The 25734-nt window shown below is 49.2% G+C and carries 21 protein-coding genes; 13 read left to right on the top strand and 8 right to left on the bottom strand.

Features of this window, described 5'->3' with window-relative positions:
• Nucleotides 1-132 precede the first annotated feature (132 nt).
• Together N836_RS71750 and N836_RS71745 are read left to right on the top strand one after the other, a co-directional pair.
• Nucleotides 133-681: a hypothetical protein gene (locus N836_RS71750; RefSeq protein WP_023076980.1), complete on the top strand. Its 549-nt coding sequence runs from the start codon at nt 133-135 to the stop codon at nt 679-681.
• 232 nt (nt 682-913) lie between these two features.
• Nucleotides 914-3295 (top strand): alpha/beta hydrolase family protein, encoded by a 2382-nt coding sequence (locus N836_RS71745; RefSeq protein ID WP_023076979.1) that lies wholly within the window; start codon nt 914-916, stop codon nt 3293-3295.
• A gap of 78 nt (nt 3296-3373) precedes the next feature.
• Here N836_RS71745 and N836_RS71740 read toward each other — a convergent pair whose 3' ends face one another.
• Both N836_RS71740 and groL read right to left on the bottom strand, forming a co-directional pair.
• Nucleotides 3374-3967 (bottom strand): hypothetical protein, encoded by a 594-nt coding sequence (locus tag N836_RS71740; RefSeq protein WP_023076978.1) that lies wholly within the window; start codon nt 3965-3967, stop codon nt 3374-3376.
• Nucleotides 3968-4016: 49 nt separating this feature from the next.
• Nucleotides 4017-5696, bottom strand: coding sequence for a chaperonin GroEL (gene groL / locus N836_RS71735; RefSeq protein ID WP_023076977.1), 1680 nt, complete (start codon nt 5694-5696; stop codon nt 4017-4019).
• 775 nt (nt 5697-6471) lie between these two features.
• On the opposite strand from groL, the gene N836_RS71730 reads away from it, so the two are divergent.
• Nucleotides 6472-6786 (top strand): Mo-dependent nitrogenase C-terminal domain-containing protein, encoded by a 315-nt coding sequence (locus tag N836_RS71730; protein ID WP_023076976.1) that lies wholly within the window; start codon nt 6472-6474, stop codon nt 6784-6786.
• 45 nt (nt 6787-6831) lie between these two features.
• Here the strand turns inward: N836_RS71730 and N836_RS71725 are convergent, their stop codons facing one another.
• Nucleotides 6832-7719 (bottom strand): ATP adenylyltransferase family protein, encoded by an 888-nt coding sequence (locus tag N836_RS71725; protein ID WP_023076975.1) that lies wholly within the window; start codon nt 7717-7719, stop codon nt 6832-6834.
• A gap of 253 nt (nt 7720-7972) precedes the next feature.
• On the opposite strand from N836_RS71725, the gene N836_RS71720 reads away from it, so the two are divergent.
• Complete coding sequence (locus tag N836_RS71720) at nt 7973-8821, top strand: CPBP family intramembrane glutamic endopeptidase (RefSeq protein WP_023076973.1); 849 nt, start codon at nt 7973-7975, stop codon at nt 8819-8821.
• Nucleotides 8822-9011: 190 nt separating this feature from the next.
• Here N836_RS71720 and N836_RS71715 read toward each other — a convergent pair whose 3' ends face one another.
• Nucleotides 9012-10208, bottom strand: coding sequence for a GTPase family protein (locus N836_RS71715; RefSeq protein WP_023076972.1), 1197 nt, complete (start codon nt 10206-10208; stop codon nt 9012-9014).
• 510 nt (nt 10209-10718) lie between these two features.
• On the opposite strand from N836_RS71715, the gene psb34 reads away from it, so the two are divergent.
• Both psb34 and N836_RS71710 read left to right on the top strand, forming a co-directional pair.
• The gene (gene psb34, locus N836_RS76215; RefSeq protein WP_023076971.1) at nt 10719-10889 is read left to right on the top strand and encodes a photosystem II assembly protein Psb34; all 171 of its coding nucleotides are present in this window, start codon (nt 10719-10721) and stop codon (nt 10887-10889) included.
• 168 nt (nt 10890-11057) lie between these two features.
• Entirely contained in the window at nt 11058-13154 is a 2097-nt protein-coding gene (locus N836_RS71710; RefSeq protein WP_023076970.1) for a hypothetical protein, read from the top strand.
• Nucleotides 13155-13250: 96 nt separating this feature from the next.
• On the opposite strand, the gene N836_RS71705 is transcribed toward N836_RS71710, so the two are convergent.
• Nucleotides 13251-14201, bottom strand: a complete 951-nt coding sequence (locus tag N836_RS71705; RefSeq protein WP_023076969.1) for a Rieske 2Fe-2S domain-containing protein — start codon at nt 14199-14201, stop codon at nt 13251-13253.
• Nucleotides 14202-14330: 129 nt separating this feature from the next.
• On the opposite strand from N836_RS71705, the gene N836_RS71700 reads away from it, so the two are divergent.
• Both N836_RS71700 and N836_RS71695 read left to right on the top strand, forming a co-directional pair.
• The gene (locus tag N836_RS71700; RefSeq protein WP_023076968.1) at nt 14331-15854 is read left to right on the top strand and encodes a hydroxysqualene dehydroxylase; all 1524 of its coding nucleotides are present in this window, start codon (nt 14331-14333) and stop codon (nt 15852-15854) included.
• 214 nt (nt 15855-16068) lie between these two features.
• Nucleotides 16069-16854: a DUF4058 family protein gene (locus tag N836_RS71695; RefSeq protein WP_031294724.1), complete on the top strand. Its 786-nt coding sequence runs from the start codon at nt 16069-16071 to the stop codon at nt 16852-16854.
• On the opposite strand, the gene N836_RS71690 is transcribed toward N836_RS71695, so the two are convergent.
• Both N836_RS71690 and N836_RS71685 read right to left on the bottom strand, forming a co-directional pair.
• Nucleotides 16851-17897, bottom strand: coding sequence for a tocopherol cyclase family protein (locus tag N836_RS71690; protein ID WP_023076966.1), 1047 nt, complete (start codon nt 17895-17897; stop codon nt 16851-16853). The two genes, N836_RS71695 and N836_RS71690, sit on opposite strands and share 4 nt — an antisense overlap.
• Before the next feature lie 2 nt (nt 17898-17899).
• Entirely contained in the window at nt 17900-18994 is a 1095-nt protein-coding gene (locus tag N836_RS71685; protein WP_023076965.1) for a 4-hydroxyphenylpyruvate dioxygenase family protein, read from the bottom strand.
• 220 nt (nt 18995-19214) lie between these two features.
• On the opposite strand from N836_RS71685, the gene N836_RS71680 reads away from it, so the two are divergent.
• The 3 genes from N836_RS71680 (at nt 19215) to N836_RS71670 (ending at nt 23687) form a co-directional block, all read left to right on the top strand.
• Nucleotides 19215-20096, top strand: a complete 882-nt coding sequence (locus N836_RS71680) for a methyltransferase domain-containing protein (RefSeq protein ID WP_023076964.1) — start codon at nt 19215-19217, stop codon at nt 20094-20096.
• 6 nt (nt 20097-20102) lie between these two features.
• On the top strand, nt 20103-21068 hold the full coding sequence (locus N836_RS71675; RefSeq protein WP_023076963.1) for a homogentisate phytyltransferase: 966 nt from the start codon (nt 20103-20105) through the stop codon (nt 21066-21068).
• Nucleotides 21069-21728: 660 nt separating this feature from the next.
• Nucleotides 21729-23687, top strand: a complete 1959-nt coding sequence (locus N836_RS71670; protein WP_023076962.1) for a sugar phosphorylase — start codon at nt 21729-21731, stop codon at nt 23685-23687.
• A gap of 32 nt (nt 23688-23719) precedes the next feature.
• Here the strand turns inward: N836_RS71670 and N836_RS71665 are convergent, their stop codons facing one another.
• On the bottom strand, nt 23720-24142 hold the full coding sequence (locus N836_RS71665) for a hypothetical protein (protein ID WP_023076961.1): 423 nt from the start codon (nt 24140-24142) through the stop codon (nt 23720-23722).
• 366 nt (nt 24143-24508) lie between these two features.
• Here N836_RS71665 and N836_RS71660 point away from each other — a divergent pair, with 366 nt between their 5' ends.
• Together N836_RS71660 and N836_RS71655 are read left to right on the top strand one after the other, a co-directional pair.
• Nucleotides 24509-25423: a formylglycine-generating enzyme family protein gene (locus N836_RS71660; protein ID WP_023076960.1), complete on the top strand. Its 915-nt coding sequence runs from the start codon at nt 24509-24511 to the stop codon at nt 25421-25423.
• 137 nt (nt 25424-25560) lie between these two features.
• Nucleotides 25561-25728, top strand: a complete 168-nt coding sequence (locus N836_RS71655; RefSeq protein WP_023076959.1) for a PCP reductase family protein — start codon at nt 25561-25563, stop codon at nt 25726-25728.
• Nucleotides 25729-25734: the final 6 nt, after the last annotated feature.

The raw sequence follows: 25734 nt of genomic DNA, 5'->3' as shown, positions 1-25734 counted from the left end.
CATTTAGCCAAAGTCTTTTGTAAGAAAATTTGCGTATCTACTTATTTGTAAGAAATATAGGGAAAACAGACTGTATCGCACATTGCCATACAGTACTCACGCTTGCCCAATCAGCAAGCCCCTGCAATTACTATGACCCTAAGCAAATGGAAAACCTGTTCTCTGCTGTCTCTGGTTCTACTCAGCTCCCCAAGCTGCACTCCAAAAGCGAACCTGCCATCAGCAGAAGCAACGACATCGATTCCAGAAAACTCTGCCACCCTCCACAAAACGAGCCAGCAGCCGGAGACTGCAGTATTCCAGCCTATCAAAACCGCACCAGCCCAGCCCCGATCCAATCAACCAGTTGAAAATCAGGCTCCTCTGATCGCACAGCAAGCCCCCGATCCAGACTCCCTACCTGAAATTATCGATGGCATGACAGTGGGGATGCCCTATGCCGAGGCTCGTGCCCTGATTGATCAAAACATTTGGGCACCGAAGACCTATCCCCCCGTAGTGTCTGTCAGTACGACGGTGCAAACCATGCGCGATCTCGGTTATGAAGAAGTACAAGACTGTGCCGGCACCGGCCTGGGGCTATGTCGAATGGAATTTATCGAACGTGAGGGTTTAGTACTGGCCATCATTGTCACCACATCTGAAGCTGAACCCATGGTGTGGAGCTGGTTTTTAGAATAGGGCTACCCATGAGTCAGGTTTCACCTTATCCCTTTCTTAGCCAAAGAAAACTATCAATGGCTGCAGCAGATGCTACTTGAGAAAGCGTGAGCATTTTTAACCCAGATGTTGAGTTTTTAGGTTTTATGACAGATTAACTTGATTGAACGGGAAGTATCTAAACTCTAGGTTCCAGCTAAAATGCGCCATGTTTCGACACTTGCTCCCACTTGTCGTTCTGCCTCTAATCACTATGCCTGTCTCTGCCCAAACCGATCAGCCCTCATCCCCATGGCAAAATCCGCCGGAACCGATTGTGTCGATGTTGGATGTGGACCCGCTACCAGCGGTGTCGATTTCGCCGAACAATCAGTGGTTGGTTGAGTTTGAGCGTCGCTCGTTAATGCCCATTGAAGAACTGGCAGCCCCCTGGGTGGCGATCGCAGGTACCAAACTCAACCCTAATACCTGGGGACCAGCCCAGGAAGGATCATTTAAGGGAATTAAAATTCGGCCCCTGGGCGCGTCGGAAAGTACTGCCATCTATTTACCAGCAGATGCCCGTATACGAAACCTGCGCTGGTCCTACGACAATCGCTATCTGGCCTTTACCCTCACCGAAGCTGACGGCATCGAGCTATGGGTGTTGGATGTCGCCGAGGCCAAAGCTCGCCCCCTGAGCGACCCGATTCTCAACGGCGTCTATGGAACTCCCTGTCGCTGGTTACCGGGAGATGAAGGATTAATTTGTAAAGTGCGGCCCCAGAACATGGGGGTACCACCGACTGAGCCAGCAGTGCCGTCAGGCCCTGTGATTGAGAGCAGCCAGGGGCGGGTAGCGGCAACACGCACCTATACCAATTTGTTGCAAAGCCCCCACGACGAAGACTTACTGGACTATTATTTCTCATCCCAGCTGGCCCACATTAGTCTGGATGGAGAGATTACCCGGCTGGATCAGCCCAGTCTAATTCGCAATTTCTCAGTTTCTCCAGATGGACAATGGCTGTTGCGGTCTACTGTTCAGCGTCCTTTTTCCTACCAGGTCCCCCTATCTCGGTTTCCTGTGCGTCATGAGATCCTCAACCGTCAGGGGCAAGTCATCCATAAACTGGCTGAGTTACCCCTGGCTGATGATATTCCCATCGCCTTTGACTCAGTCCGTCAGGGGAAACGGGGCATTGGCTGGCGAGCCGACCGGCCTGCCACTCTACATTGGACAGAAGCGTTAGACGGTGGGGATGCTAGCGTTAAAGCAGAGCATCGTGATGGGCTCTATACTCTGGCGGCCCCCTTTGATAGTGAGCCTACCGAAATATGGCGATCTACCCTGCGGTTTCGTGGCATTACCTGGAGTCATGACAACTTGGCGATCGCAACCGAAGCCTGGTATGACACAAGACAGCTAAAAGCCTGGGCCATTAACCCAGCTACCCCTGATGCCGAGTCGGTGTTGCTCGATGCAAGAGACTTTCAAGATGCCTATGCTAATCCCGGTAATCCAGTGACCGTACCGGGAGCCTATGGCCGGTCAGTCCTGATGCTGAGCGAGGATGGCAACAGCATCTACCTGAATGGGGGTGGCGCTTCGCCTGACGGTGTCTTTCCCTTTTTAGATCGGCTCAATCTAACTAGTTTAGAAACAGACCGTCTGTGGCAAGCTGAGGGAGGAGCCTTTAGTCGAGTTACCCGCTTATTGGATACCAATGCTGACAATATTATTATTCGCCGAGAATCACAAACCAGTCCGGGTAACTATCATCAGTTAAATTTAACCAGTGGTGACGAGAGGCAATTAACAGAATTTGCCGATCCGCTGGCCTGGTATGCCGATGTCCAAAAAGAGATTGTGCGCTATCCCCGCGCCGATGGAGTCATGCTGACGGCGACTCTATATCTGCCACCAGGATATGATCCGGCCAATGATGGCCCATTACCCACGGTCTTTTGGGTCTATCCACGGGAATTTAAAGATCGCGAAGTTGCCAGCCAGAATACTCGCTCAGAATATACCTTTACGCGCCCAGGGCGAGATTCAGTTTTGTTTTTGTTGACCCAGGGCTACGCGGTTCTCAATGGGCCTACTATGCCAATTGTGGGTGAAGGTGAAAAAGAGCCCAATGACACCTATATTGAACAACTGGTATCCAGTGCTGAAGCGGCAATTAATCTTTTAGTGGAACGAGGGGTGAGCGATGGTCAGCGGTTGGCCATTGGTGGTCACTCCTACGGTGCATTTACAACCGCTAATTTGTTAGCCCACAGCGATTTGTTTCAAGCAGGGATTGCTCGCAGTGGTGCTTATAATCGCACCTTGACGCCCTTTGGATTTCAAGGGGAACAACGTAATTTTTGGCAAACACCGGAGACGTATTTGACGATGTCTCCCTTTATTGCAGCCGAGAAAATTAATGAGCCACTGCTGCTGCTCCATGGGGCTGAGGATAACAATCCAGGCACCTATCCGATCCAATCGGAACGGCTATATGAGGCGATGAAAGGGTTAGGCGGGACGGTACGCTATGTGTCATTACCGGCAGAGGGCCATTCCTATCGGTCGCGGGAAGCCGTCGGCCACGTACTGTGGGAAATGGTGTCGTGGTTAGATGAACATGTCAAAGGTGGTGAACCATAAAACCTAGGAACTAGGTCAACCACAAGGGATTGTCCCTACGGGATATCCCTTGAAATTTGTATGCCGAGAAAAAACGCATTACCCCTCCAATAACGACCCAACCAACAATTTTTGTAGCATCCAGACCAGGCTAACGGCCAAAGATGCACTCCAGATGGTGGCGGCTAGGGTGAGCTTGCCGTTGAGTACACAGAGACTGCCGCTGATTAATAGGGCGATCGCAACTCCCCCCGACACCCGTACCAGAATCTGTACAGCTTCGGTGAGTTTGCGCAAACGGGTGGCGACATCATCGTTGGATACGGGCGAGATTGCTGATTCCAGAAGGGTTTGAAAACTATCGTATTGCTTGGGATCAATCTGATAGTAAGTGCCCAGATCGGTATCGCGGAGGGCTGGATTCGAGCGGAGACCAAACTGTTTGGCGGTTGCGATCGCAGCCCGCACCTGACGTTTGCTCGCCACCCCACTAAATGTTTCAAATAGCGACTCGCGGTAGACACCTGCCTTGGCCATTTCTAAAATTCGCTGGCTGAGTTCCACCTCATGGAGCTTGGCTAGGTCAGACACTTGAGTCACTGGCTTTTTCCAATCACTAAGTAAATATGTACTATTTAGAATATAGCCGATTAATATCTCTGCGCCAATCAATAATAAAAAACGTAGGGGCATTCCATGGAACGCCCCTACAAAATATGGCCTAAAAAAGGCAGGATGGATGTTACATCATGCCGGGCATACCCATGCCGCCCATGCCGCCCATGCCGCCCATGCCACCCATGCCGCCCATGCCGCCCATGTCACCACCGGGAGCAGCAGATTCAGGCTCAGGCTTCTCAACCACCAGAGCTTCCGTCGTTAGCACCATACCCGCCACAGAAGCAGCATCCTGTAGCGCCGAACGTACGACTTTAGCAGGGTCGACAATACCGCTGGCCATCAGGTCTTCATACGCACCCGTGAGAGCGTTGTAGCCCTGATTAAAGGGTAGGTTCCGTGCCTTCTCAACGACAACAGTGCCTTCATCACCAGCATTGTCAGCAATCTGACGCAGGGGTGCTTCCACCGCCCGCATCACGATATCCACACCAGTTTGCTCTTCAGAGCTGAGGCTAGCTTTAACGTCATCGAGCTTCTGGGCCAAATGCAGTAGCGTAATACCACCACCAGGGACGATGCCCTCATCCACAGCAGCTTTAGTAGCGCTTAGCGCATCTTCAATACGCAGCTTGCGGTCCTTCAGCTCAGTTTCAGTAGCCGCACCGACTTTGATCACGGCAACGCCACCAGCTAACTTAGCCAGACGCTCAGAGAGCTTCTCCTTGTCATAGTCAGAGTCAGTCTCACTCAGCTGTCTGCGGATCTGACCAATGCGCTCGTCGATGTCTGACTTGTTACCGCTTTCAGACACAATGGTCGTGGTGTCCTTAGTAATCGTGATCTTATCGGCAGTACCCAACATGTCAATGGTGGCCATTTCTAAGCTGAGACCGATATCTTCAGAAATAACCTGACCACCTGTCAGTACAGCAATATCCTGCAGCATAGCCTTACGACGATCGCCAAAGCCAGGAGCCTTAACAGCCGCCACATTCAGCACACCACGGGCCTTATTAACCACCAGCGTTGCCAAGGCTTCACCGTCTACATCCTCAGCAATAATGACGAGGGGCTTACCGGCACGGGCAATATTTTCTAGAACACCTACCAGGTCCTGCATAGAACTGATCTTCTTATCAGTGATCAGCACCAGCGCACCTTCAAGGTCAGCGATCATCCGCTCTTGATCGGTGACGAAGTAAGGGGAGATATACCCCCGGTCAATCTGCATCCCTTCAACCACATCGAGTTCGGTATTGAGGGACTTAGATTCTTCAACGGTAATGACACCGTCCTTAGTGACCTTATTCATAGCCTCGGCAATCATGCTGCCAATGGCTTCATCACTACCAGCGGATACCGTAGCTACCTGGGCAATCTCTTTACCTTCTACAGGCTTAGCAGCCGCTGCAATCTCATCAACCAGTTTGGCCACTGCTTTTTCGATACCGCGACGTAGACTCACGGGGTTAGCACCGGCAGCTACGTTCTTGAGGCCTTCACGGATAATTGCCTGAGCCAACACAGTGGCTGTGGTGGTACCGTCACCGGCTAAATCCTTAGTTTTAGAAGCTACCTCTTGGATTAACCGTGCCCCGGTGTTTTCATAGGGATCAGACAGCTCAATTTCCTTAGCAATGGTGATGCCGTCATTGACAATCTGAGGTGCGCCGAATTTCTTTTCAAGAACAACATTACGACCCTTAGGACCAAGGGTGATTTTGACCGCATCGGCCAGGGCGTTAACGCCTTGTTCTAAAGCCTGGCGGGACTTTTCATCAAATACTACCAGTTTCGCCATAGTCAGCTCGTTTAGCTCTGCAATGAAAGACCTTAGCACTCTCTGAGTCAGAGTGCTAATTAAGCGTATATCACGACATGGTCCTACTTAATTCGGGATAACCGATCCTTACGGGTTGCCGGTCGTTGTCGTGGGTATATCCCATAAATCAAATGGAGTGAGAACAGCGCCCCTCGTGACTATCAACAGCTGTCTTCTGCAGGCATCAACTTTTATTGAGTTTATTCAACGTTATAGAAGAATATTGCAGGGATTTTACTCAACCGGTGAATGTCTGGCCTGGTCTGCATTATCAGCCAATCTACTGATACGAGTAATGATGATCACATTAACTACGTAGGCGATATTAATGGCGTTCGGGGAAATATGATCTCAGCGTTGGCGAATTCCTTAATTTTCTACTAACCCTTTTAATCAAAACTATAAACCTGGACCTGAGAGCAGGTGAGTATCCGGAAAGATAAAGCCCAAATGCGTATTCTGCATCAGACGTTGAAAAATGTCTTGCTCGTAACACACAAACGCAGATCTATCTTCTAGCATTTATCTGGACTTAAATTTAGATGGGATTCTCTGTTCTGACAGTTTCTGGACTTTATTAGACCTTTAGAAAACTTTCGCCAGGGTTATTCCTCGCTTTACCTAGACACAATTTTAATTGCTTAACTTAGAGGGGATTTATACACCACTCTTCGCATCCTTATAAACGCATATTTAACGGTTAACGCTTCTAACAATCTGTTTTCCTGAAAAATTACGTCTTTTTATTTAACTCATGTCTTCTGCCACTGCATTTCTGAAGAATCATGTCTTTCATGGCGTCAAGTTTCAGTTTCAACCCCTACAGCCCATCAGACGTTGGATTGATGCTTTAGAAGTTAATGATCCCAGGCTGGCTCATCGTATTGCACGGTTTGTACCTGCCCAATGTCCATTTGAGCGCGATGTTGTTCTATTTGGTCGTACGGTCGCTCATATTCCACCGATGTGTAAGCTCAATCCTTTATATGACGAGGTCGTTGGGCTGCGATTTCGGGCTCTGTGCTTTCTAGCCGATGAATGCGGCGAGGATATTTCGGCTTGGATTTAAGATTTCTTGTTTGTCGGGGTGTTCTAAGGAATATTCCGACAAACCCTATGATTGGATTGCTTTACCTACTTCCTTTAATAGCTGCATTGGCCCAAGCTGCTTGAGCTGCTCCATCTGGTCTTGGTTTTTTACCAGGAGCGAACCGGCAAAGCCTAAGGAGTTGACCGAAATGCCCAGGTAGTCGTCCTGGCGACGGGGAACGGCCATTAGCCAGTGGCGTGTACCGAGTAGGTTGTAGGCTATTCGTTGAGAGCCTTGCCACTGACCGGTTGGATCGTCGATGTCTAAACTACTCAACAGTCGTCGATAGTGTTGAAGCCATTGTTGGGGGCCATCGTCAGGTTGGATTTGGACGATCCGATGGGCATAGGGCAGTTGGGGAGATTGGCCCATGCCATCGATAAAGGATGTGGTGCGAATGGCTGTTTCAATGGGCAGGGCCATTGATTGCTGAGGCACAAGCTGCAGATGTTTATGGGGTTGGCTAGCTCCAGCAGCAGGGCCACCGTTATAGAAAAATAGACCGGCGACTTCATTGAAGCAGCGACACAGGGCTTCAAAATCCGTCAGGTTAAGCCAGTCGAGCTGTGATTCGAACTGACGGGTAACAATTAAAAAGTGATGGTCAACGACGTTGAATTTGTTGAGCAGACAGACATGGGTATCGGAAACGTCTGTGACGTACAGATTAGGATCGTAGGGTAAAAAAGGGTTGGTCTTTTTTTTTGCCTGTACTTTACGGGCTTGGGCCTTACGGTTCAGGTTGATTAAAATCCGTACGATAAATTCCACACCGCCATCAGCAACTATTTCATGGTTGGTGTCAATGGGTTTTAGGGCCTCAGTGGCTAAGCCATGCTCAGTTTGAGTTTGTAGCTTAGACCATAGGGTGCTGGGTTGCCAGGGTTTGCGGGGAGGTGTGCGATCGCACATATGTCTATCCTGATTGCCGCTTTACTGCTATGCAGTTTTAACATAGCTCTAGATGGCCCTAAGGCAAATCCAACAAGCCCTCTGGTTTAGAGTAAAGTTACAAACCTATGAACTGAGACAGCCCAAACCCTTAAACCGTCTGGCCAGGCTCTTTGCCAGTCACCGTCAGACCAAAGCAGCTCAAACCACAGCAGTGCCCCAATTATTCCATCTGCTTTACAATTAAATGCGTCCTAATTATTAGACTGTAAGCATGGGTAGGAACCCCTTCGAAGTACTTAAATTCCGCACCCATGTCCTTGTCGCCTTCATCATTAGCAATCTGCTAGTGGGTATCGTCTACGGTGTCCTCGAATATCAACAGCTATTGCCCTGGCCTCTAAGTGACAGACTCTGGATGCCGATCCAGTTCATGATCATTTTTGGCCTAGTGTGCGGTGTTCTACTAACCACCGGACGTCGGGCTGGTTTGCGGTTAACTCGGGTATTCGGTCCACCACCGCGTTTTCCCTGGGCCTATGGCATCTTGCTAATCGCCAGTATGCTCATTTTTTCGTTTAGTAGTTTTTTACTCCTGTTCTATCCGATCTCACTGTTTGCCCCCGGTTTTGTCGAAGAACGCTTGACCGAGCAGCTGCTGAATGTAGAAACGGCCGCCCCTGAGCTATACCGCTACTTAATGCTGTTTGTCGTTCTGGTCTTTGCACCCATCACCGAAGAATTTGTATTTCGCGGGGTCTTGCTACAGCGCTGGGCTGTCCGTTGGAACTTGCCCGTAGGGGTGATTATGTCATCGGTGTTGTTTGGTATGTTACACATCAACAATCCGATGGGCCTGACAATGTTTGGGGTGATTATGGCACTGTTGTATATTCGTACCCGCAGCCTGTGGGTTCCGATCATTGCCCATGCCCTCAACAATGTCGTTTCAGTTACTCCAGAACTGTTCTCCACTAGTTCTCAAACGTTTAATATTGAAGACTTTCAGCAAACCTGGTGGATTGGCTTAGTTGGGGTATGTTTAGCGGCACCAACTCTGGGACATTTTATTTACAAAAGTTGGCCTCAAAAGAATACGCAGCCACCCTACTTTAGAGAATAAAGAGCTGCCTTTTAGGCGTTTTCTCGAAAAGACTATACCAGTTGAAGGCCCCCCTTTTATGGAAATACCTGTGTTTTCCCAGTTAGGCATCCTGGAGTTTCCCCAATCCTGGGGAGGACAAGACTAAAAGCCCCCAATTTTGGGGGTTTGGGGGCCTGGATAACTGGTAGTTTTTTTGTCAGAAATGTCCTTAGCTAGCACCATCTTTGTGACGAAACCGCTCCTTAGCCGCCTTAAACGCTTCTTTCATCACTGCTTGAATTTTTTCAGGATCAGGCTTCTTGCCACCCATGAGATCACCAAAATAAACACAGGCTCCTTCACCTAAAGCCCAAGTGTAGGCTGCCGCCCAAGACGCAGCAACGACACTGCCAAATCCAGGCACCAGTTTGATTAACTCTCGTCCAATGGCCTGAGCTAAAAAGCCGCCAGCAATGGTGCTAGCAACACCACCAGCCTGAGAAAAGCTGAGGCGCTGACCATAAAGTTGACCCAGCGCCACAATCATCGATACCTGCAGAGCAGTGATGGCAGGCATGGTGGCAAAAGGTAAGGGCACCGCAGCCAAGGTAGCCGCAATCACGGCAAAGGCAGCAATATAGCGTCGAGCAACATCTCGATAAATGGCCCCTAGCTGGGTTGTGGCATTGTCTGTCTGGTCAAGCAGCTGATAAATCGCTTTAGATTCGGCCTCAGGCAGCTGCTCAGAGAGGACATGCAGCAACGCATCTAGTCCATAAAAAACAGGCTGGTAGCTATCTTCTTCAAGGGTAAAGTCAATCATGACGGCACTGTCGTACAGACCGTCAAAACTACGTTTGAGTTCACCAAAGGCCCGTTGAACAGCAGTTTGAGTAGGGGGGTAGGGCGAATGCTCAGCGCCTGTGGGATAAAGTTCGTGGAGACAAGTGACAATCAGTACCACTGGCACAGACGGATTTTGGGCTCGCACCTGGCTTAAAATCTGGTGCAGACTGTCAACTGCAAAGTCGTTGACCTTAATCGTGACCAATAGGATCCTGGCTCCCCGTGCGGGTTGCGCCAGGTCTGTCTGCAGTTCTTGGATAATACTGTCCACACTGCGGGCCACATCTCCCAACCCCACAGTGTCAGTAAATAGTAATAGGGGCAGTTCTGCTGAAGGGTAGGCATAACGCTGGGTATGCTGCGTGTGAGGTCGAAACCCCTGGCCGATAATATCTGCAGATACTCTAGTTAAACCGCGTACTACCGAGCTTTTACCTGATTGCGGTTTGCCAATTAGCCAGGCTTCTGTGGTAGGTAGCTCTGCCTTGATTTTTTCTAAAATACTGGCAACTTGAGTGTCATCAACTATGAACCATTTCAGCAAACGCCGGGTGACCTGATCTAGTGATAAATCGGTCATCGTATGCCCTCACATGCAGTCTTCGATGCTATTGTACCGATTGCTCTTTGGTTGCCTGGGGGGAACCTTACCCAAATCAGGTGATGATTACACTACACTCGCCCATCAAACCGATAACTCGCTGAGCGTTTTTATCTGTTTGTTAGCCTTTGCTAAGGGGATGTAAACCAAGGCTATAGGCTAGCCCACAACAGTTTTTTTGAGGCTTATATTGCGGGTATCTTAAGGTTTTCGAGGGATTATCAATTCTCTTCCAGATTGTGCTTTGTTCTTTAAAGCGTATTGATTACGTCATCTCGGTTGTGTCATTTTGGCACAATGGATAGTTGGCTCAACAGAGCTGCAACGATACTCTTTCTTTTTCTCCAATTTCTCTAAATATCCAAGCTGATGCCTTTGCAGAGGGTGGAGATATTGCTAAGTACTTTTGCAAAATGTGTCAAATATGATAATTATCTACATCAACCTTTGCTAAAGTAAAATATAAATGTGCAGCAAGAGTCAATATTTATGCCATATACCACTGAAGAAGGTGGACGCCTTAACAACTTTGCTTCTGAGCCCAAGATGTATGAAGCTGAACCACCCACAGCGGGTGAGAAGCGTAACTACCTTATCCTAGGAGGTCTAGGGGCTGCCCTGGTGGTTGGCTTGATCGCTCTAACTACCGTAATTTCTTAGATAGGCATGCTCCGTTCGGAGTCAGCCAATGTTGATATTGTTTGAATGAACTACCTAGGGCTCGCCAGCGGTGAGTCCTTTTTGCATATCGGCCAATTGGGAAACATGTTTTAGAAGCTACGCTAACATCAGATGTCATCTCCGCAGATATTAAGGAGGGGATCTGAGGTGACAGCAACATGGGTATGGATTACAGGGGCAACTCGCAATGGCAAAACTCAGCACCTGATTGATTGGTTATCGCGTCAGTCGGCCAATGTAGAGTGTCCCTGGTTGGTATTTGCGGCCAATGGTGATAATCGTATGGCCCTGGCGCAGCGACTGGCGGCTGTTATTCAGGATCGAGTGCCCTATACGACCACCACACCAGCAGGGTTTATCCAGAGCGAAGTGATTCTCTTTTGGCCATTGCTGGTGGATGTCATGGCGCTGAAGGCGCAGTTTCCTCTGAAGCTGCGGCCTGAGAATGAACAGTTACTGGCTTTACAGCTGTGGGAGCCTTTGTTAGATCAATCGCTGCAGGTGGAGGGGTGGTCAGAGTCAAAAACGGTGCGACGCGCCCTAGACTTATTGCAGCTAGCGGCCTCCGCAGGTATTCCCACCGAGGAGATTACCCAGCGGTTACGGGCCGGGATGATGCCTAATCTGGTTCCCATGGATACTTGGAATGTGATGGGGACCGCGCTACTGCAGTGGAGAGCCTGGTGTTTAGAACGAGGATTTCTGACTTATGGTTTAATGACGGAACTGTATTGGCGGTATTTGTTGCCGCTGCCTCAGTATCAGGCTCAGTTGTTAGACCGATTTTCCGGGACGGTGGCTGATGATGTGGATGAGTATAGTGCGATCGCACCCTTCCTATTCCAAGTCTTCAAAACCGCCGATCGGCCCCAAGCCTTTACCTACAATCCCAACGGACAGATCCGGCTAGGTGTGGGAGCCGATCCAGCAGCCACTCTGGCATTAGCACAAGGATGCGAAAGAATACAGCTGCCCCACACCAATAGCGACAGCCTTGGCCATGCCATAGCCGATGACATCGTGCAGTGGGTGCAAGATCCATTGGCCATTCCCGAGCTACCTGAGCCGATCCAGCTAATTACAGCCACCACCCGTGGCAAAATGCTACGCCAGACCGCTGATTTGATTGCCGATGCCATTCATCGTGAGGCCGTTGCTCCCTCAGACATTGCCATCATCGGTCCAGGTTTAGACGCCATTGCCCGCTACAGTCTGATCGAAATTTTAAGCAGACGCGGGATCATCGTTGCCTCTCTCAAAGACCAGCGTCCCCTCATTAGTTCACCCTTTGTCCGAGCATTGCTGACTCTGCTGGCCCTGGTCTACCCAGGATTAGGTCGGTTAGTCAATCGCGATGCCGTAGCTGAAATGCTAGTGGTGCTCAGCCAAACCCCAGAAAACGAAGCCAGTTTACCCTGGTTTGACCTCACCCACATTGACCCGGTGCGCTCAGAGCTAATTGCTGACCACTGCTTCGTACCTGACATTGACCACCCTAGGCTGTTACCCGTAGAAAACTTTCCCCGTTGGGACCGTCTGGGCCATCAAGCAACAGCTGCCTACAATCGCATTTTGGCCTGGCTTAGCGAGCAAAAAAAACAGCAACAACAGCGTTATCCAGTCAGTCCCGTAATCACCTTGGATCGGGCCGTACAAGACTTTTTGTGGCGTGGCAACTATTTACCCACCGACCAGCTTTCAGCTCTACGAGAACTGATGGAAACAGCCCAGTATTTTTGGGATGTAGAACAGCGATTAGCGCTCTATGGCGGCATACCAAGAGAAGACACCCTAAGCGATGTGGGACGTTTTATTCGGTTGCTGCAGCGTGGGACGGTATCCGCTAATCCCTATCCGGCCAGAGCGTTAGATGGGGAACGGCAGGGGGTAACGTTGGCCACCGTATTTCAGTATCGAGCCCAGCGACTTACCCATCGCTGGCAGTTTTGGTTGGATGCCGGGTCTCCCCGCTGGCTAACCGGCCGCGATGAACTATTTGGCGCTGAGATTTTCTTAAGCAGCTGGCCCGAGCGACCGGTGACGGCTGCCGATACAGAGACCATGCATGAAGCCAGATTAGAGAGAATTTTGCGAGATCTGCTGGGACGGACCACCGAGAGGCTTTATCTTTGTCATAGTGAGTTGGCCCTAAACGGACAGGAACAAGTGGGACCTCTGCTGGGTTTAGTCAGCGCTATTGAGCCACTAGAAACCACAGGCACAAGCGAGGTGCCAGGACGATAGCGCACTTACTGGAGTTGAGACGGTTAATGGGCGAAGCAACGTTCGAAACACTATGGCTGTTGGCTAGTTCCCATGATCAGCACTAATGCTTGTGATTTACCAATCACGATAAAGCCTTTCAGCATATGCCAAGATTTCTTCATTGGGCAGACGAATCTTGGGTATCTGTCGCGGATAGCTCATTTCAATAGCTGCGGCATCCTGTTCAACAACCAGAGCAACACCTTTAAGAATGGCACTACTAAACGCTTTTAAGAAACTATATTTAAATTGAGCAAACACTAGAACAATGGTGCGGGTCACATCAAAACTTTCTGGATATAGCAGATGCATCTGAATTAGGTTACCAGTTGGCAGTGACGTTCTCACAACTGTAGTCGAAGGAAACTCATAGTCCAGATGGATTTCATATTTTTTAGGTAATAACAACAACGCTGGGTTACCCACAAGTTCTTGCCAGGAATTATCGGTGCGGTTAAGTCCTTGAATCACCGTTGCCTGGTAACCATCTTGCTCAAAGAGAGAAACGTAGTTGTCTTTAATGCGTAAAACGTCTCGGTGAGTGCCGTTCTGGTGATTGTAGTCATAATTGATCAGAACGTTGCTCAGAAAATCCCCCTGGATAGCTCGGGAAACGGCAACGCCTACAAATTCATAGTCTGAGACTAACTGTTGATGGAGTTCAGGGATGGGTAATCTCGGTTCATGACCACCGTAAGTCCAGATAAAATCATCTTTGACGATTAGCTCTAAGGAATTTACCAAAGGTCGTCCTTCAGGTTTACCATCTCGACAAAGTTGACCTTGATCGTTAAATGTCAGGGTATGAAATGGGCAAACAATCACATCATGATCTGGACAAATCCATCCATTGGATAGGGGAGCTTGTTGATGAGGGCAAACATTACTCAGAGCCTTAATTTTGCCTTTGGTAGTTTGCCACAATACATAATCTTGATGGTTGAGCGTCAGCTTATAGGGCTGGTTAATGCCCAACATAGACCGATGGGCGATTAGCCAGGGCGCACCCGGTAGAACAGAATTCATAGACACCTACACTCGAATAAAACGTTGACATCACATAACAACGCGATGTCAACGTCCACACTTCTCAGGATATCGCGGCACCGAATAAGTTTCTGATCTACAGTACAAAGGTAGTTGCGTGAGTCATCTATGAGTTCAACCGCAAGCGTAAGCCAGAAAAAAGTAATCGTCGTGGGCGCAGGCTGGGCCGGACTAGGAGCCACTTATCACCTAGCCAAGCAAGGCTACGATGTGACATTACTAGAAGCTGGACCTCAGCCTGGTGGTTTAGTTGCCGGTTGGAAAACGCCGGGCGGACGTTCTGTAGAGGCCGGTATTCATGGTTTTTGGTATCCTTACAACAATATTTTCTCGCTCGTGGATGAGCTAGGCATTCAGCCATTTACGCCCTACACCCGGTCATCTCAGTATTCGCCTGCTGGGCTGGAAGTCGAATCGCCTCTATTTCAGGCAATGCCGTATCTACCCAGTCCCATGGGTACCTTTGTCTACACCCAATTTAAGCGGTTACCCCTAGCAGATCGACTGTCGGCATTGCCATTGCTATACGCAGTGGTCGATTTTGATAACTCTGATGATGCCTGGAAGCGCTACGACGGCATGACCGCCAGGGAGCTGTTTAAGCAGTATGGTGTTTCAGAACGTCTGTACAAAGAATCCTTTGAACCCATGCTACTGGTGGGGCTTTTTGCTCCCGGTGAGCAGTGTTCAGCCGCTGCCGCCCTGGGCATGCTCTACTACTTTATTCTGGCCCACCAGCCTGACTTTGATGTGCGCTGGTGTCGCGGTACAGTAGGCGAGATGATCTTCCGCCCCTGGGTAGAACGAATTGAGTCCCTGGGAGGTAAGCTACTGGCCAATAAGCGGGTGAGCGATATACAGGTGGAGGACAACCGCGTTACCGGGGTGACCTGCACTGGTGTGAACGGTGACGAGGCATTTGCAGCGGACGCAGTGATTTTTTCCGTCGGGATTACCGGCATGAAAAAGATTGTTGCGGGTAGTGACGCCCTACGCAACCGGTCTGAATTTAGAGATTTGCAAAATTTAGGCGGGGTTGACGTACTAGCCACACGACTGTGGTTTGACCGTAAGATTGAGGTACCCCTGCCGTCCAATGCCTGCTTTGGTTTTCATCAGACCACAGGCTGGACATTCTTTGATCTCAACGCACTCCAAGATGAATATAAGCATGAGCCAGGTAGCGTGATTGAGGTGGATTACTACCATGCTAATCAGCTACTACCTCTGAGTGATGAGCAGGTTGTCAAACTGACGCAGCAAGATTTGGCGGGCTGTATTCCAGCGTTTGGCGATGCCCAGGTTGTGGACCAGGCGGTGGTCAGAATTTCTCAAGGAGTTAGTCACTTTGCCCCAGGTAGCTATCAGTATCTACTGCCAGGAACAACTAGCTTTAGCAATGTATTTATGAGCGGCGATTGGATTGTGACTCGCCATGGCTCCTGGTCTCAGGAAAAAGCCTATGTCACCGGGTTAGAAGCCGCCAATCGGGTCATGGACTTGTTAGGCACTGGCACAGCTGCAGAGATTATTCCGATCGTGCCAGATGAACCTCACATTCAAGCTGCCCGGACAGTTAACACAACGGTACGGCAGATAGTAAGTCAGGTATTCTCGCAGTTATGGTCTTAACCCACATCTAATCCCAAATCGGTGTCTCTAAACCCGATTAAAATTGATGATCTCCTAGAGGCTGCCCTGGGTCAGCATTGAAACCCCGAGGGCTATTAGAGAGAATTTTGTATGAGTTGAACCCTATAGTTTTCTCTACAGAAAAACCAGCACTAGGCTCTGAATCTGTAACCGGGTGCTAGGCTGTGAGTAGTTAACTAGATTCTTATCAGCAATGCCATCACCTTTCCCTGGTATGGATCCTTACCTGGAGAATCCGGCACTGTGGTCCAATGTCCACGGACGGATGATTGTGGCGATTGCTGACACCTTGAGCCCTTTGCTGCTACCAAAATATCAGCCGATTATCGAAGAATCTGTATATCGAACCAGCGACTCAAGCTCAGTTATGGTTGGTATACCGGATATTGCCATCCAAAAAACAGGATCAGAGACTCAAGAAACAAACATAGCGACTGCTGTTGTGGAATCAAGCACCTCGCCCATCATTGTAGAGATTCCTGTTCCTGTGACCCTTCGTCAGCGTTTTATCGAGATTCGCAACACAGCTAGTCAAGAGGTTGTTACTGTGATTGAGGTGCTGTCACCGGTCAATAAGCGAGGCGATGGGCGATTACGATATTTACAGAAACGAGAGCGTATTTTAGAAAGCCAGGCCAATTTAGTAGAGATCGACTTGCTGCATAAAGGCGAACCAATGCCGACTGTCCAGGGCAATGTAGTCAGTCACTATCGGATTTTGGTAAGCCCTGTTCAGCAACGCCCTCAGGCACTACTTTATCCCTTTAATCTGTCACAAACGTTACCTCAGGTAGCTATTCCACTGAGAGAAGGTGACAATGAGCCTATCGTCGATTTTCAACTATTGTTAGAGCAGATATATAGGCTTTCTGGATATGAGTATTCAATTGACTATAGTCAGCCGCCAAAGCCAGGTTGGGAAAAGTTAGAGCTAGCTTGGATAGCCAACTGTGTAAACCAACAAGCCTATAACTCTTAACTTGAGTGTTGCCATAGAGTATGCCAATCCTCACCACCGACTTCTAGTCCGGCCTGTTTGCTGTGGGCGCGGAGAATGGGTTGATGCGATCGCACCCCCTTTTGCCAAAGACTCACCAACAGCTCTCCCTGGGTTGTATCTCGGCATAAAAATTCTAGTCCTTTGGCAGTAGGTACTCGAATCGGCACACTAGCCAATTCTGTTTTTCCGCTGAGTTCCACTCTATAGTCTGGGTTTTCAGCCCACACCTGCCAGCAGCCCCAGGGAGATACCTGCCAAGAGACTTGCCCATTCCAGGGAACAAACTCATAAAATTGGCCTCGGTGATGAATTCCCACCATGCCCACAGATTCTTGTTGGCCTAGCATCTGTCGAATACCACCGCCGGAGGTCAGGCTCAGGTCAGGCTCATGCTCAAAAGCATTACACTGAATCCAAAACCATTTTTTGGGAAAGGCTCCGCCCCAGTTTTTTTCGGCGTAGGCAGGGGCCTGCTCAAAGTCAAACCGATCAACAACCTGACCAGCGGCATCGACCCACTCAAACCAGCCGGTTGCCAAACCATGGGCCATCAGGATTTGCCAACCTGGCTCAAAAATCTGGAACTGGGACAGCCAGCCTGCAGTGGACTGGGGCTGCTGGGGGGCTCCCCAGCTATAGACAGGCTCTAAGCTGTAATGCCAGCGGACGGTTCGTGCTAAAGCCGGGTTCCAAAATTGGCCTTCATGGGAGGTAGCCGTCACCCGATAACTTTCTACAATGGGGCCGTTGCGGCTGTGACCGTGTCCTAGCCGATGCTGCCAGGCCCAAAACCGCGATAGGTCTGGTAGAGAACGACAAAAGTATTGCTCATCAGGGCCTAAAATTTGCACTGCGCCACCGCTGGCTGGGGTGGGCCGGGCTGGGTCTTGCAGTGAATACATAAAGGCAATGGTTTGGTTACCCTGTTCTGGGGGAAGGGTTAGCCGGTAGTACCATCCTTCAAAAAAGGGGTGTTGTCTGCCATTCCAGTGGTAGCCACTATGGGGGGTGGGACGGGGCATAGTTAGTTGCCTCCTTCTGGAGAGGCAGCGCTAGCGTACTGTTGCTGGCTGTTTTCTGCAGCTTCGATTGCTTTGTACAGTGCTAAGAAATTGCCTTCACCAAAGCCCTGGACCGCCTGACGGCGTTCAATAAATTCAAAAAAAAAGTGATTACCTTGAAAAATAGGATGTGAAAAGATTTGTAGCAGCAGTGACTCTGGTTGTTTTGGCTGCCAGTCAATTAAAATTTGCTGCTCTACAATTTGTTGCCATTCTTGATGCTGTACGGGCGCGATCGCACCCAGCTGCAGTCGCTGCTGTAGCTGGTCGTAATAAGCCAATGGCACTGACAGCAGCGGTAATCCCCGTTGGCGCAATGTCCTCACAGTGGGCACAATAGGTTCACTCTGCAAAGCAATGTGCTGAATCCCAGCACCACGATTGGCATCCAGAAAGGTCTGGATTTGCGAGCTAGCAGAGGTGGGTTCGTTAATGTTGAAATACAGTTGGCTGGCAGGTGCAAACAAAACCTGACTGCGTAGTCCAGACTGTATGGTTTGAATATTAAAACTTTGTTGTTTTTCTAGCTTAAAAAGACATTGATAAAACTTGACAGCAGCCTCAAGTTCCCCAGTTGGAACATTGAGAACAATGTGGTCAATGCCTTTAGAAACACAGGGGCACACAGATGTTGGAGCCGATTTGGCCAAAGGCTGACGCTCAATTAGGGTATGCTGTAACCCGCCCCAGCCCTTAATTCTGGCCCAGGCTGAAGGCTCTTGTTGCTGGCTGGCACTAACCAGTTTGGACAGCAGCGGGGAGATAGTTTTTTGAGGTTTAGGGGGGGTATCTAAGTGATGTAGGGTAGCCGCGAGATTTGGCACCTCAATCGCCACGTCTGCAACGCCCGGCGGATGCTGACGCAGATACTCGGCAACGGGACTATTGGCTGTCAGCGGAGACGACACCACGAACACAGTATCTCGATAGCGGAGCACTTCTACTGTGCGATCTGAGCAGTTAATCTGCTTAACCCATGTCCACCCCAGATGCTGCACCAGCCAATCTCGTTGGCAGGTGGCATCTTCAACAAAAAAGTGAATGTGGTCAATTTTCATAAATGAGAACAGACAGAAGATGCTGGGTTAGAGAAAACCGAGGAATTTATCCTCTTGGTGCCTAGGGTAATGCGATTTTTAAGAACTGTACGTTTCCTTAACAACAGGCTTGGAGGTCTTAATAAATTTAGAAATACGCCAGTGAAAATTCAAAACCGGCTTACCCTTTCACCAGTGCTTCTAGTGATAAGCCCCCGTTCACGTTGTTAACCCTGCTGCCATGACCACTCAAACAACCGACGCTGCTGTCAAATCCTCTTTTACTCAACGTATTCAGGTGTTCTATGACGAATCTTCTCAGCTATGGGAACAGGTATGGGGTGAGCACATGCACCATGGTTACTATGGCCCGGAAGATCAGACAGATAGTCCTCAGGAGGCCCAACGACTCTTAATTGAAAAGATCCTGGACTGGAGTGGTGTATCCCAGGCACCGTCGGCCCTGCTGGATGTGGGCTGCGGCATTGGCGGTAGCACCCTGTATCTGGCAAGTAAGTATCGGGCAATGGCCACTGGCATTACCCTGAGTCCAGTACAGGCTAACCGAGCTCAGACTCGAGCCAGCAGGGCAGGGCTGAAAGAACACGTGCAGTTTCAGGTGGCTGATGCCCTGGCTATGCCCTTTGCAGACGACAGCTTTGATTTAGTCTGGTCCTTAGAAAGTGGTGAGCACATGCCCGATAAAGGACAGTTTTTACAAGAGTGCTGCCGGGTGTTAAAGCCAGGAGGGCGGTTAATCGTGGCAACCTGGTGTCACCGTGTTCCTAGCCCACCTTTGACCACTGTCGAAAACGACCATCTGGCCCAACTTTATCGGCTCTATCATTTGCCCTACGTTATTTCCCTGGCCGAATATGAAGCATTAACCCAAACATTACCGCTACAGGAGGTGAAAACAGCTGACTGGTCTAGGGCAGTAGCTCCCTTCTGGCAAGACGTGGTCAAGTCGGCACTCAACCCCCAGGTGCTCTGGGGCATTGTCACAGCGGGTTGGAAAACTGTAGAAGGGGCGATGGCGATTCCGCTGATGATGGAGGGTTACCGTACAGGACTGATTCGCTACGGACTATTGACGGGTGTTAAACAAACAGGGGGACAATAAGCAGTTATGGTGACAAGATCAAACCAGCATCAGCCGTTTTCCTGGGGCAATTGGTTACGGTCTCTGTGGGCATTTTCTCGACCCCATACTATTGTTGGCACCACCTTGAGCGTGGGCGCACTGGGGGTGATGGCTTGGGTGTTAACAACCGATATTGAAACCGCCGGACTGCCGGGCGCGCTGGTGGCGGCGCTGGTGCCTAGTCTTTGTGCCAATGTATACATTGTGGGGCTCAATCAACTGACTGATATTGCCATTGATCGGATTAATAAACCACACCTACCGTTAGCATCTGGGGCATTTTCTGTGGCCATGGGGCGCAGGATTGTGACGGTGCTGGGGTGTTTAGCCATGGGGCTGGCAGCGCTGCAGGGACCGATGTTGTTGGCAACGGTGGGACTCAGTATGGCCATTGGTACGGTCTATTCTCTACCGCCGCTGCGTCTGAAGCGGTTTCCTTTTTGGGCAGCGCTGTGTATTTTTGGGGTGCGTGGAGTCGTAGTGAATTTGGGCTTTTTTGCTCATTTTCGTCAGTGGCTTAATCCGGGGGTCACTCCCTGGTGGTGGGTGCCAGCGGAAGTGTGGGCACTGACGGCGTTTATTGTGTTGTTTGCGTTTGCGATCGCAATCTTCAAAGATATTCCTGATCTAGAGGGCGACCGCCAGTTTCAGATCCGTACGCTCACAGTACGGCTTGGCCCTCGGTTTGTATTTCAGCTCTCGCTCTGGGTGCTGACCCTTTGCTACGGGTTATTGATGGGGCTAACGTTGCTGGGATTGTTGCCAGCGGTGGAACCAGCATTTTTATTGACCACCCATGGCGGGCTGCTAGCAGTGATGTGGTGGTTAAGTCGTCAGGTTAACTTGCAGGAAAAAGCCCAGATCAGCCGCTTTTATCAGTTTATTTGGCGACTGTTTTTTCTAGAGTATTTGTTGTTTCCCATGGCCTGTGTAATAGCCAAATTGGCCTAGAAATGGCAGATAAAAATCCTTGTTAGAACTTCACGTGATCTTTATCAGTCTCTATCTGTAGGCAGCTAACCCATGGCGTATGTGTAGCTGAAGGCCTTGGAGAACTGACTATGAATACCATTATGCTGCTTGCAACTATTGAAATCTGCAACTTTATGGGTTGCAGCTGGTTGGAGAGTGCGATCTCATTCGTTCAAGAGTGGGTATCTAAAATCACTGTCTAACACTGTCTAACTATTTGGTCTGATTAGTCTGACCATTCAATTTCCTACAACTTAATATCTCAATCCAGATAGAGGCTGTTTGAAGAGTCCCGGTGGGGTAACCCACGGTGCTTTTTGTACAGCCTTTGTCTATAAAACGAAGAACGGAAAAATGAGGACAGAAGCAGGCAGAGGATACTCAAAGTCGCAAAGTTTTGGGGCAATCAAGGATCTTAACCAGACTATCCCTGTTATTTTTGATACAAAATTTCAATTTTTATCAAGAATCTAACGCTAATCTTTAGGAGCGCTTGAAATCTTGATTGTGGGTTGGATACACCTAAAATTGAGCCTTTCTCCTATGGCTATCAAATGGTAACGGGCAACGTTTTTTGATGCTCGATGATGCCTGACTCTTGGAGAATTCAGGCAAGCTGTTATCGAGACACCAAATTTTATGTCAGACTTTGATTTGCCCAGGGAAAATGGCTACAGTCCTGCCCCAGACTACACCCAACCGCTTTTACAAATCTCTTTAAAACAACGGCAGCGGCTGTTAGGACGACTAACATTTCTCTATGGTGAAGCAGTCGCCGAGCAATATTGGCCAGAGTTAGAACGATTGCTCAAGGTCCACGATGCCCATAAAACCCCAAAGAAGAAGGTTCATAATGGTCATTTTCATCCCGCCAATCGTTTCACACAGCAAGATATTGCCTTAATCACATACGGTGATATTTTACTCAGCGAAACAGCATCCCCCCTAGCTACCCTGGCTGACTTTTTGGAATGCACTTCTGGCCTCAGGGGAGTTTTTAATATCCTGCATATTTTGCCGTTTTTCCCCTACAGCTCCGATCGCGGGTTTTCCATCACCGACTTTAAGACCGTTGACCCACATCTAGGTTCCTGGAAAGACATCGAATCCCTAGGAGAGCGATATCGCTTGATGTTTGATGGTGTGTTTAACCATGCCTCCTCCCAGAGCATGCCCTTTCAAGAAATGCTCAACGGCAATCCCAACTATCAAAACTTTGCCACGGCCTATCGCTCTCCCGATGAACTCACCCTCGAACAACGAGCGATGATTGTCCGTCCTCGCACATCCGATATTCTGACCCAGTATCAATCAATCAATGGTCCTATTTGGGTCTGGACGACATTTTCTCCCGATCAAATCGATCTAAATTTTACTAACCCCAAAGTTCTGTTAGAAGTCATTGATACCCTGCTGCTCTATATCCGCCGGGGAGCCGATATTATCCGTCTGGACGCCGTCACTTACTTGTGGGAAGAGCCGGGCACCCCTTGCGCCAACCTGGCCCAAACCCATGAAGTCATTCGGTTATTTAGGGACGTACTCGATATTGCCGCCCCCCAGGTAGCCCTGACAACCGAGACCAATATTCCCCACGAAGAAAACATCACCTACTTTGGTAACGGCTATGATGAAGCGCAAATGGTCTATAACTTTGCCTTACCACCGTTAGTGTTATATACCTTCTACCAAGAAACAGCCACAGAACTCTCTAAATGGGTGCAGACCCTGGAATATCCGTCTGATGCCATGACCTTTTTTAATATTCTTGATACCCATGATGGGGTAGGGTTGTTAGGTGTCAAAAATATTTTGTCAGAACAACAGATTAATTTTATTATTCGCTGTGCCAGAGAACATGGCGCACTGATTTCTTACCGCACTGCAGAAGGCGGGGTTGAAGAACCCTACGAGATTAACTCTACCTGGTTTAGTGCGCTGAATCTGGATAGTGAAGATGAGGATCTAGAGCTGCAAATTAAACGGATGGTCGCCTCTCGCAGCATTGCGTTAGTCCTTCGAGGTATCCCTGGCATTTATTTACATGGCCTGGTGGGCACCCGTAACAACATTGAAACCGTCTTAAAAACAAAAGTAAAACGCGATATCAATCGCGCAGTCATTCACGCATCTGACCTCAAACTAGACTTAAAAAATCCAGAATCTAGAATCTCTCAGATGATTACTCAGCTGAGTCGACTGTTGGATGTACGTGTTAGCAATAAAGCATTTCACCCAAACGGAGAGCAAAAAGTATTTCATCTAGACCCGGCCATTTTTGCGCTGCTCCGGATCTCACCGGATTGTGAGCAACACATTTTGACCCTGACCAATGTGACGCCTCGACGCTGTCAGGTCAGCATTTCCCTAGAAAAACTCGGTGTTGCTGGTATTTACACAGGATTAGAAGACCAGTCTGACTCAGAGCCTACCACGACAGATAAGCCTTTCTGCGCAATTCCTCAAGATAACTATTGGTATGATCTGATGGGGCGTCGAGGATGGCGGATTGTGGATAATCAACTTAACGTTACCCTGGCCGGTTACGATGTTGCCTGGTTAATTCCTCTGATTGAGCTAGAGCAAATGATTGAGTAAGTAAGGATGATCTATTGAGTAAAGACAGTAGCCTACCCAGCTAGGGGAAGACTCTTACCGGCATGCCGCCTGTTAGAGGGAGACGGTTGCAGCGGTGAGTTGTCTTGAAATTGGCCATAAAAACTAGCCACTGCTCGCTTAACGACTAATGACAACAGATTACCATTGCTAAGATTTTCTAGGGAACAAGGCCCTTCAGTCGGAAAAATAATTTGGCTAGGAGAGACTCCCCATTCATGGTGAGACCATCTTTGTAAGTAATAGAGATCACCCTGATATTCCAGCGGCACATATTGGAACCGAATATGCGCTAATTTAGGTCGTTTACGCTGGTATTTCAACAAAGTACATCCTTCGGTGGTCAAGGCCCTTTGAATAAAATCAGGCACAGCTTTCCAGGTGATGGGACCAGGCTGATTCGACCGTTGGACTGGCTGACTGCTTAGGGTTTGCATAGTCATCTCACTCGATACTTTCTTACGTACAAATACACCTTACCTTCCTTACGTACATACCATAAAGGATCACCTTGAGGATGTTATGAGGATCAGCAACGTCACAGTGCAGGGATTATTTACGGGAACCGGCTGTAGTTGATGTTGCTGGCGTCCTGTCCTAGAAAAGACGTTGGTATAATTGTAACGTTTCACTATGAAACGTTTCTAAGGATCTGCGAAAAGTCTCTATGTTTAGGTTTCGGGAAGAAAAGAGATGTAAAGCTTTGTATTTATTTTGTTGAATGAGATCGCTGTAGACATTGCACCATGACAAACAAGCACCTCTTATTATCTTGATCAGACGTTTTGGTGAGAGGAGCCACTATGACGAGAACAATTTGGAGAAACTTAAGTTTGTTGTCATTGCTGCTGGTCAGCTGTCAGAATGTTGCGTCTGAGCCTGAGATCACCCCAACAGACTGTGAGGCCATGCCAGGATTTGCGTATGTGGGTAGAGGTGAGTTTATTGCAGGGAGCGATCGCACCGAACGCGACTACGCCTATCGCATTAGCGCCGAAGGATTTGCCGACTCGCCAGATGAGGTAGCGGCTGCCGAAGCAGGTTACCGCCAACGCGGTTGGTTTGAACGTGAGCCAGAGCAACGTACCGAAAATCTGCCATCATTTTGCATGAGCCAACACCTGATTACGAATACCGACTATCAGGCGTTTGTACAAGCAACAGGGCACCGTGCACCAGGAATTTCCGCAGCAGATTACCAGCAGCAGGGCTTTTTAGTCCATAGCTACAACGAAGTAGAGCCTTATTTATGGCAGGGTGAACAGTATCCAACCGGGCAGGCAAACCACCCTGTAGTATTGGTCTCCTATGGGGATGCTGTAGCCTATGCCGATTGGCGCTCAGGTCAAGACGGTGTGAACTATAGGCTACCGACCGCGTTGGAATGGGAGAAAGCCGCACGGGAAACAGACGGACGCTATTTCCCTTGGGGTAATGATTGGCAAGATGATGGCACCAATTGGGCAAAACATGGTCCCTATGGCACCAGTGAGGTGGGCACCTATCCCCTGAGCCGCAGCTCCTATGGTATTGAGGATATGGCAGGCAATGTGTTTGAGTACACCAGCACGTTGGTTCAAGGTGGGTCTGAAGTATTACTCAAAGGCTGCAGCTGGGATGATTTTCCAGGCTTTTGCCGCGCTGCCTATCAGCATGATCGCCCCATCGAGTCGCGGCACATTTTATTTGGGTTTCGCTTGGTAATGACAGGTGGTTAGAGCTTAATCACAGTAGAACCAAAGCACTAATCTTTGCCGCCGAATTAGCAGTAACAGAGCCAACAATCCCCCGGTCGTCGTACTATAAATAGGGCACTTTTGTCCTTACATAGTAAAAACGTTGCGATCGCACCCCCATGAGCACTGCCGTCGAGTGGACCCCTGAAGCTAAAGCCCGTTTAAAGGAAATTCCATTTTTTGTCCGTCCAGCTGCCCGCAAGAAAATCGAGAGATTCGCCCAGGAAGCAGGAACTCCCCAAATTACCGTTGAGGTCTACGAACAAGCCAAGCAAAGATTCGGCTAGTCGACC

The sequence above is a fragment of the Leptolyngbya sp. Heron Island J genome (assembly GCF_000482245.1).
Classification (GTDB): domain Bacteria; phylum Cyanobacteriota; class Cyanobacteriia; order Phormidesmidales; family Phormidesmidaceae; genus Leptothoe.
This window is presented reverse-complemented; position numbering and strand designations above follow the sequence as displayed.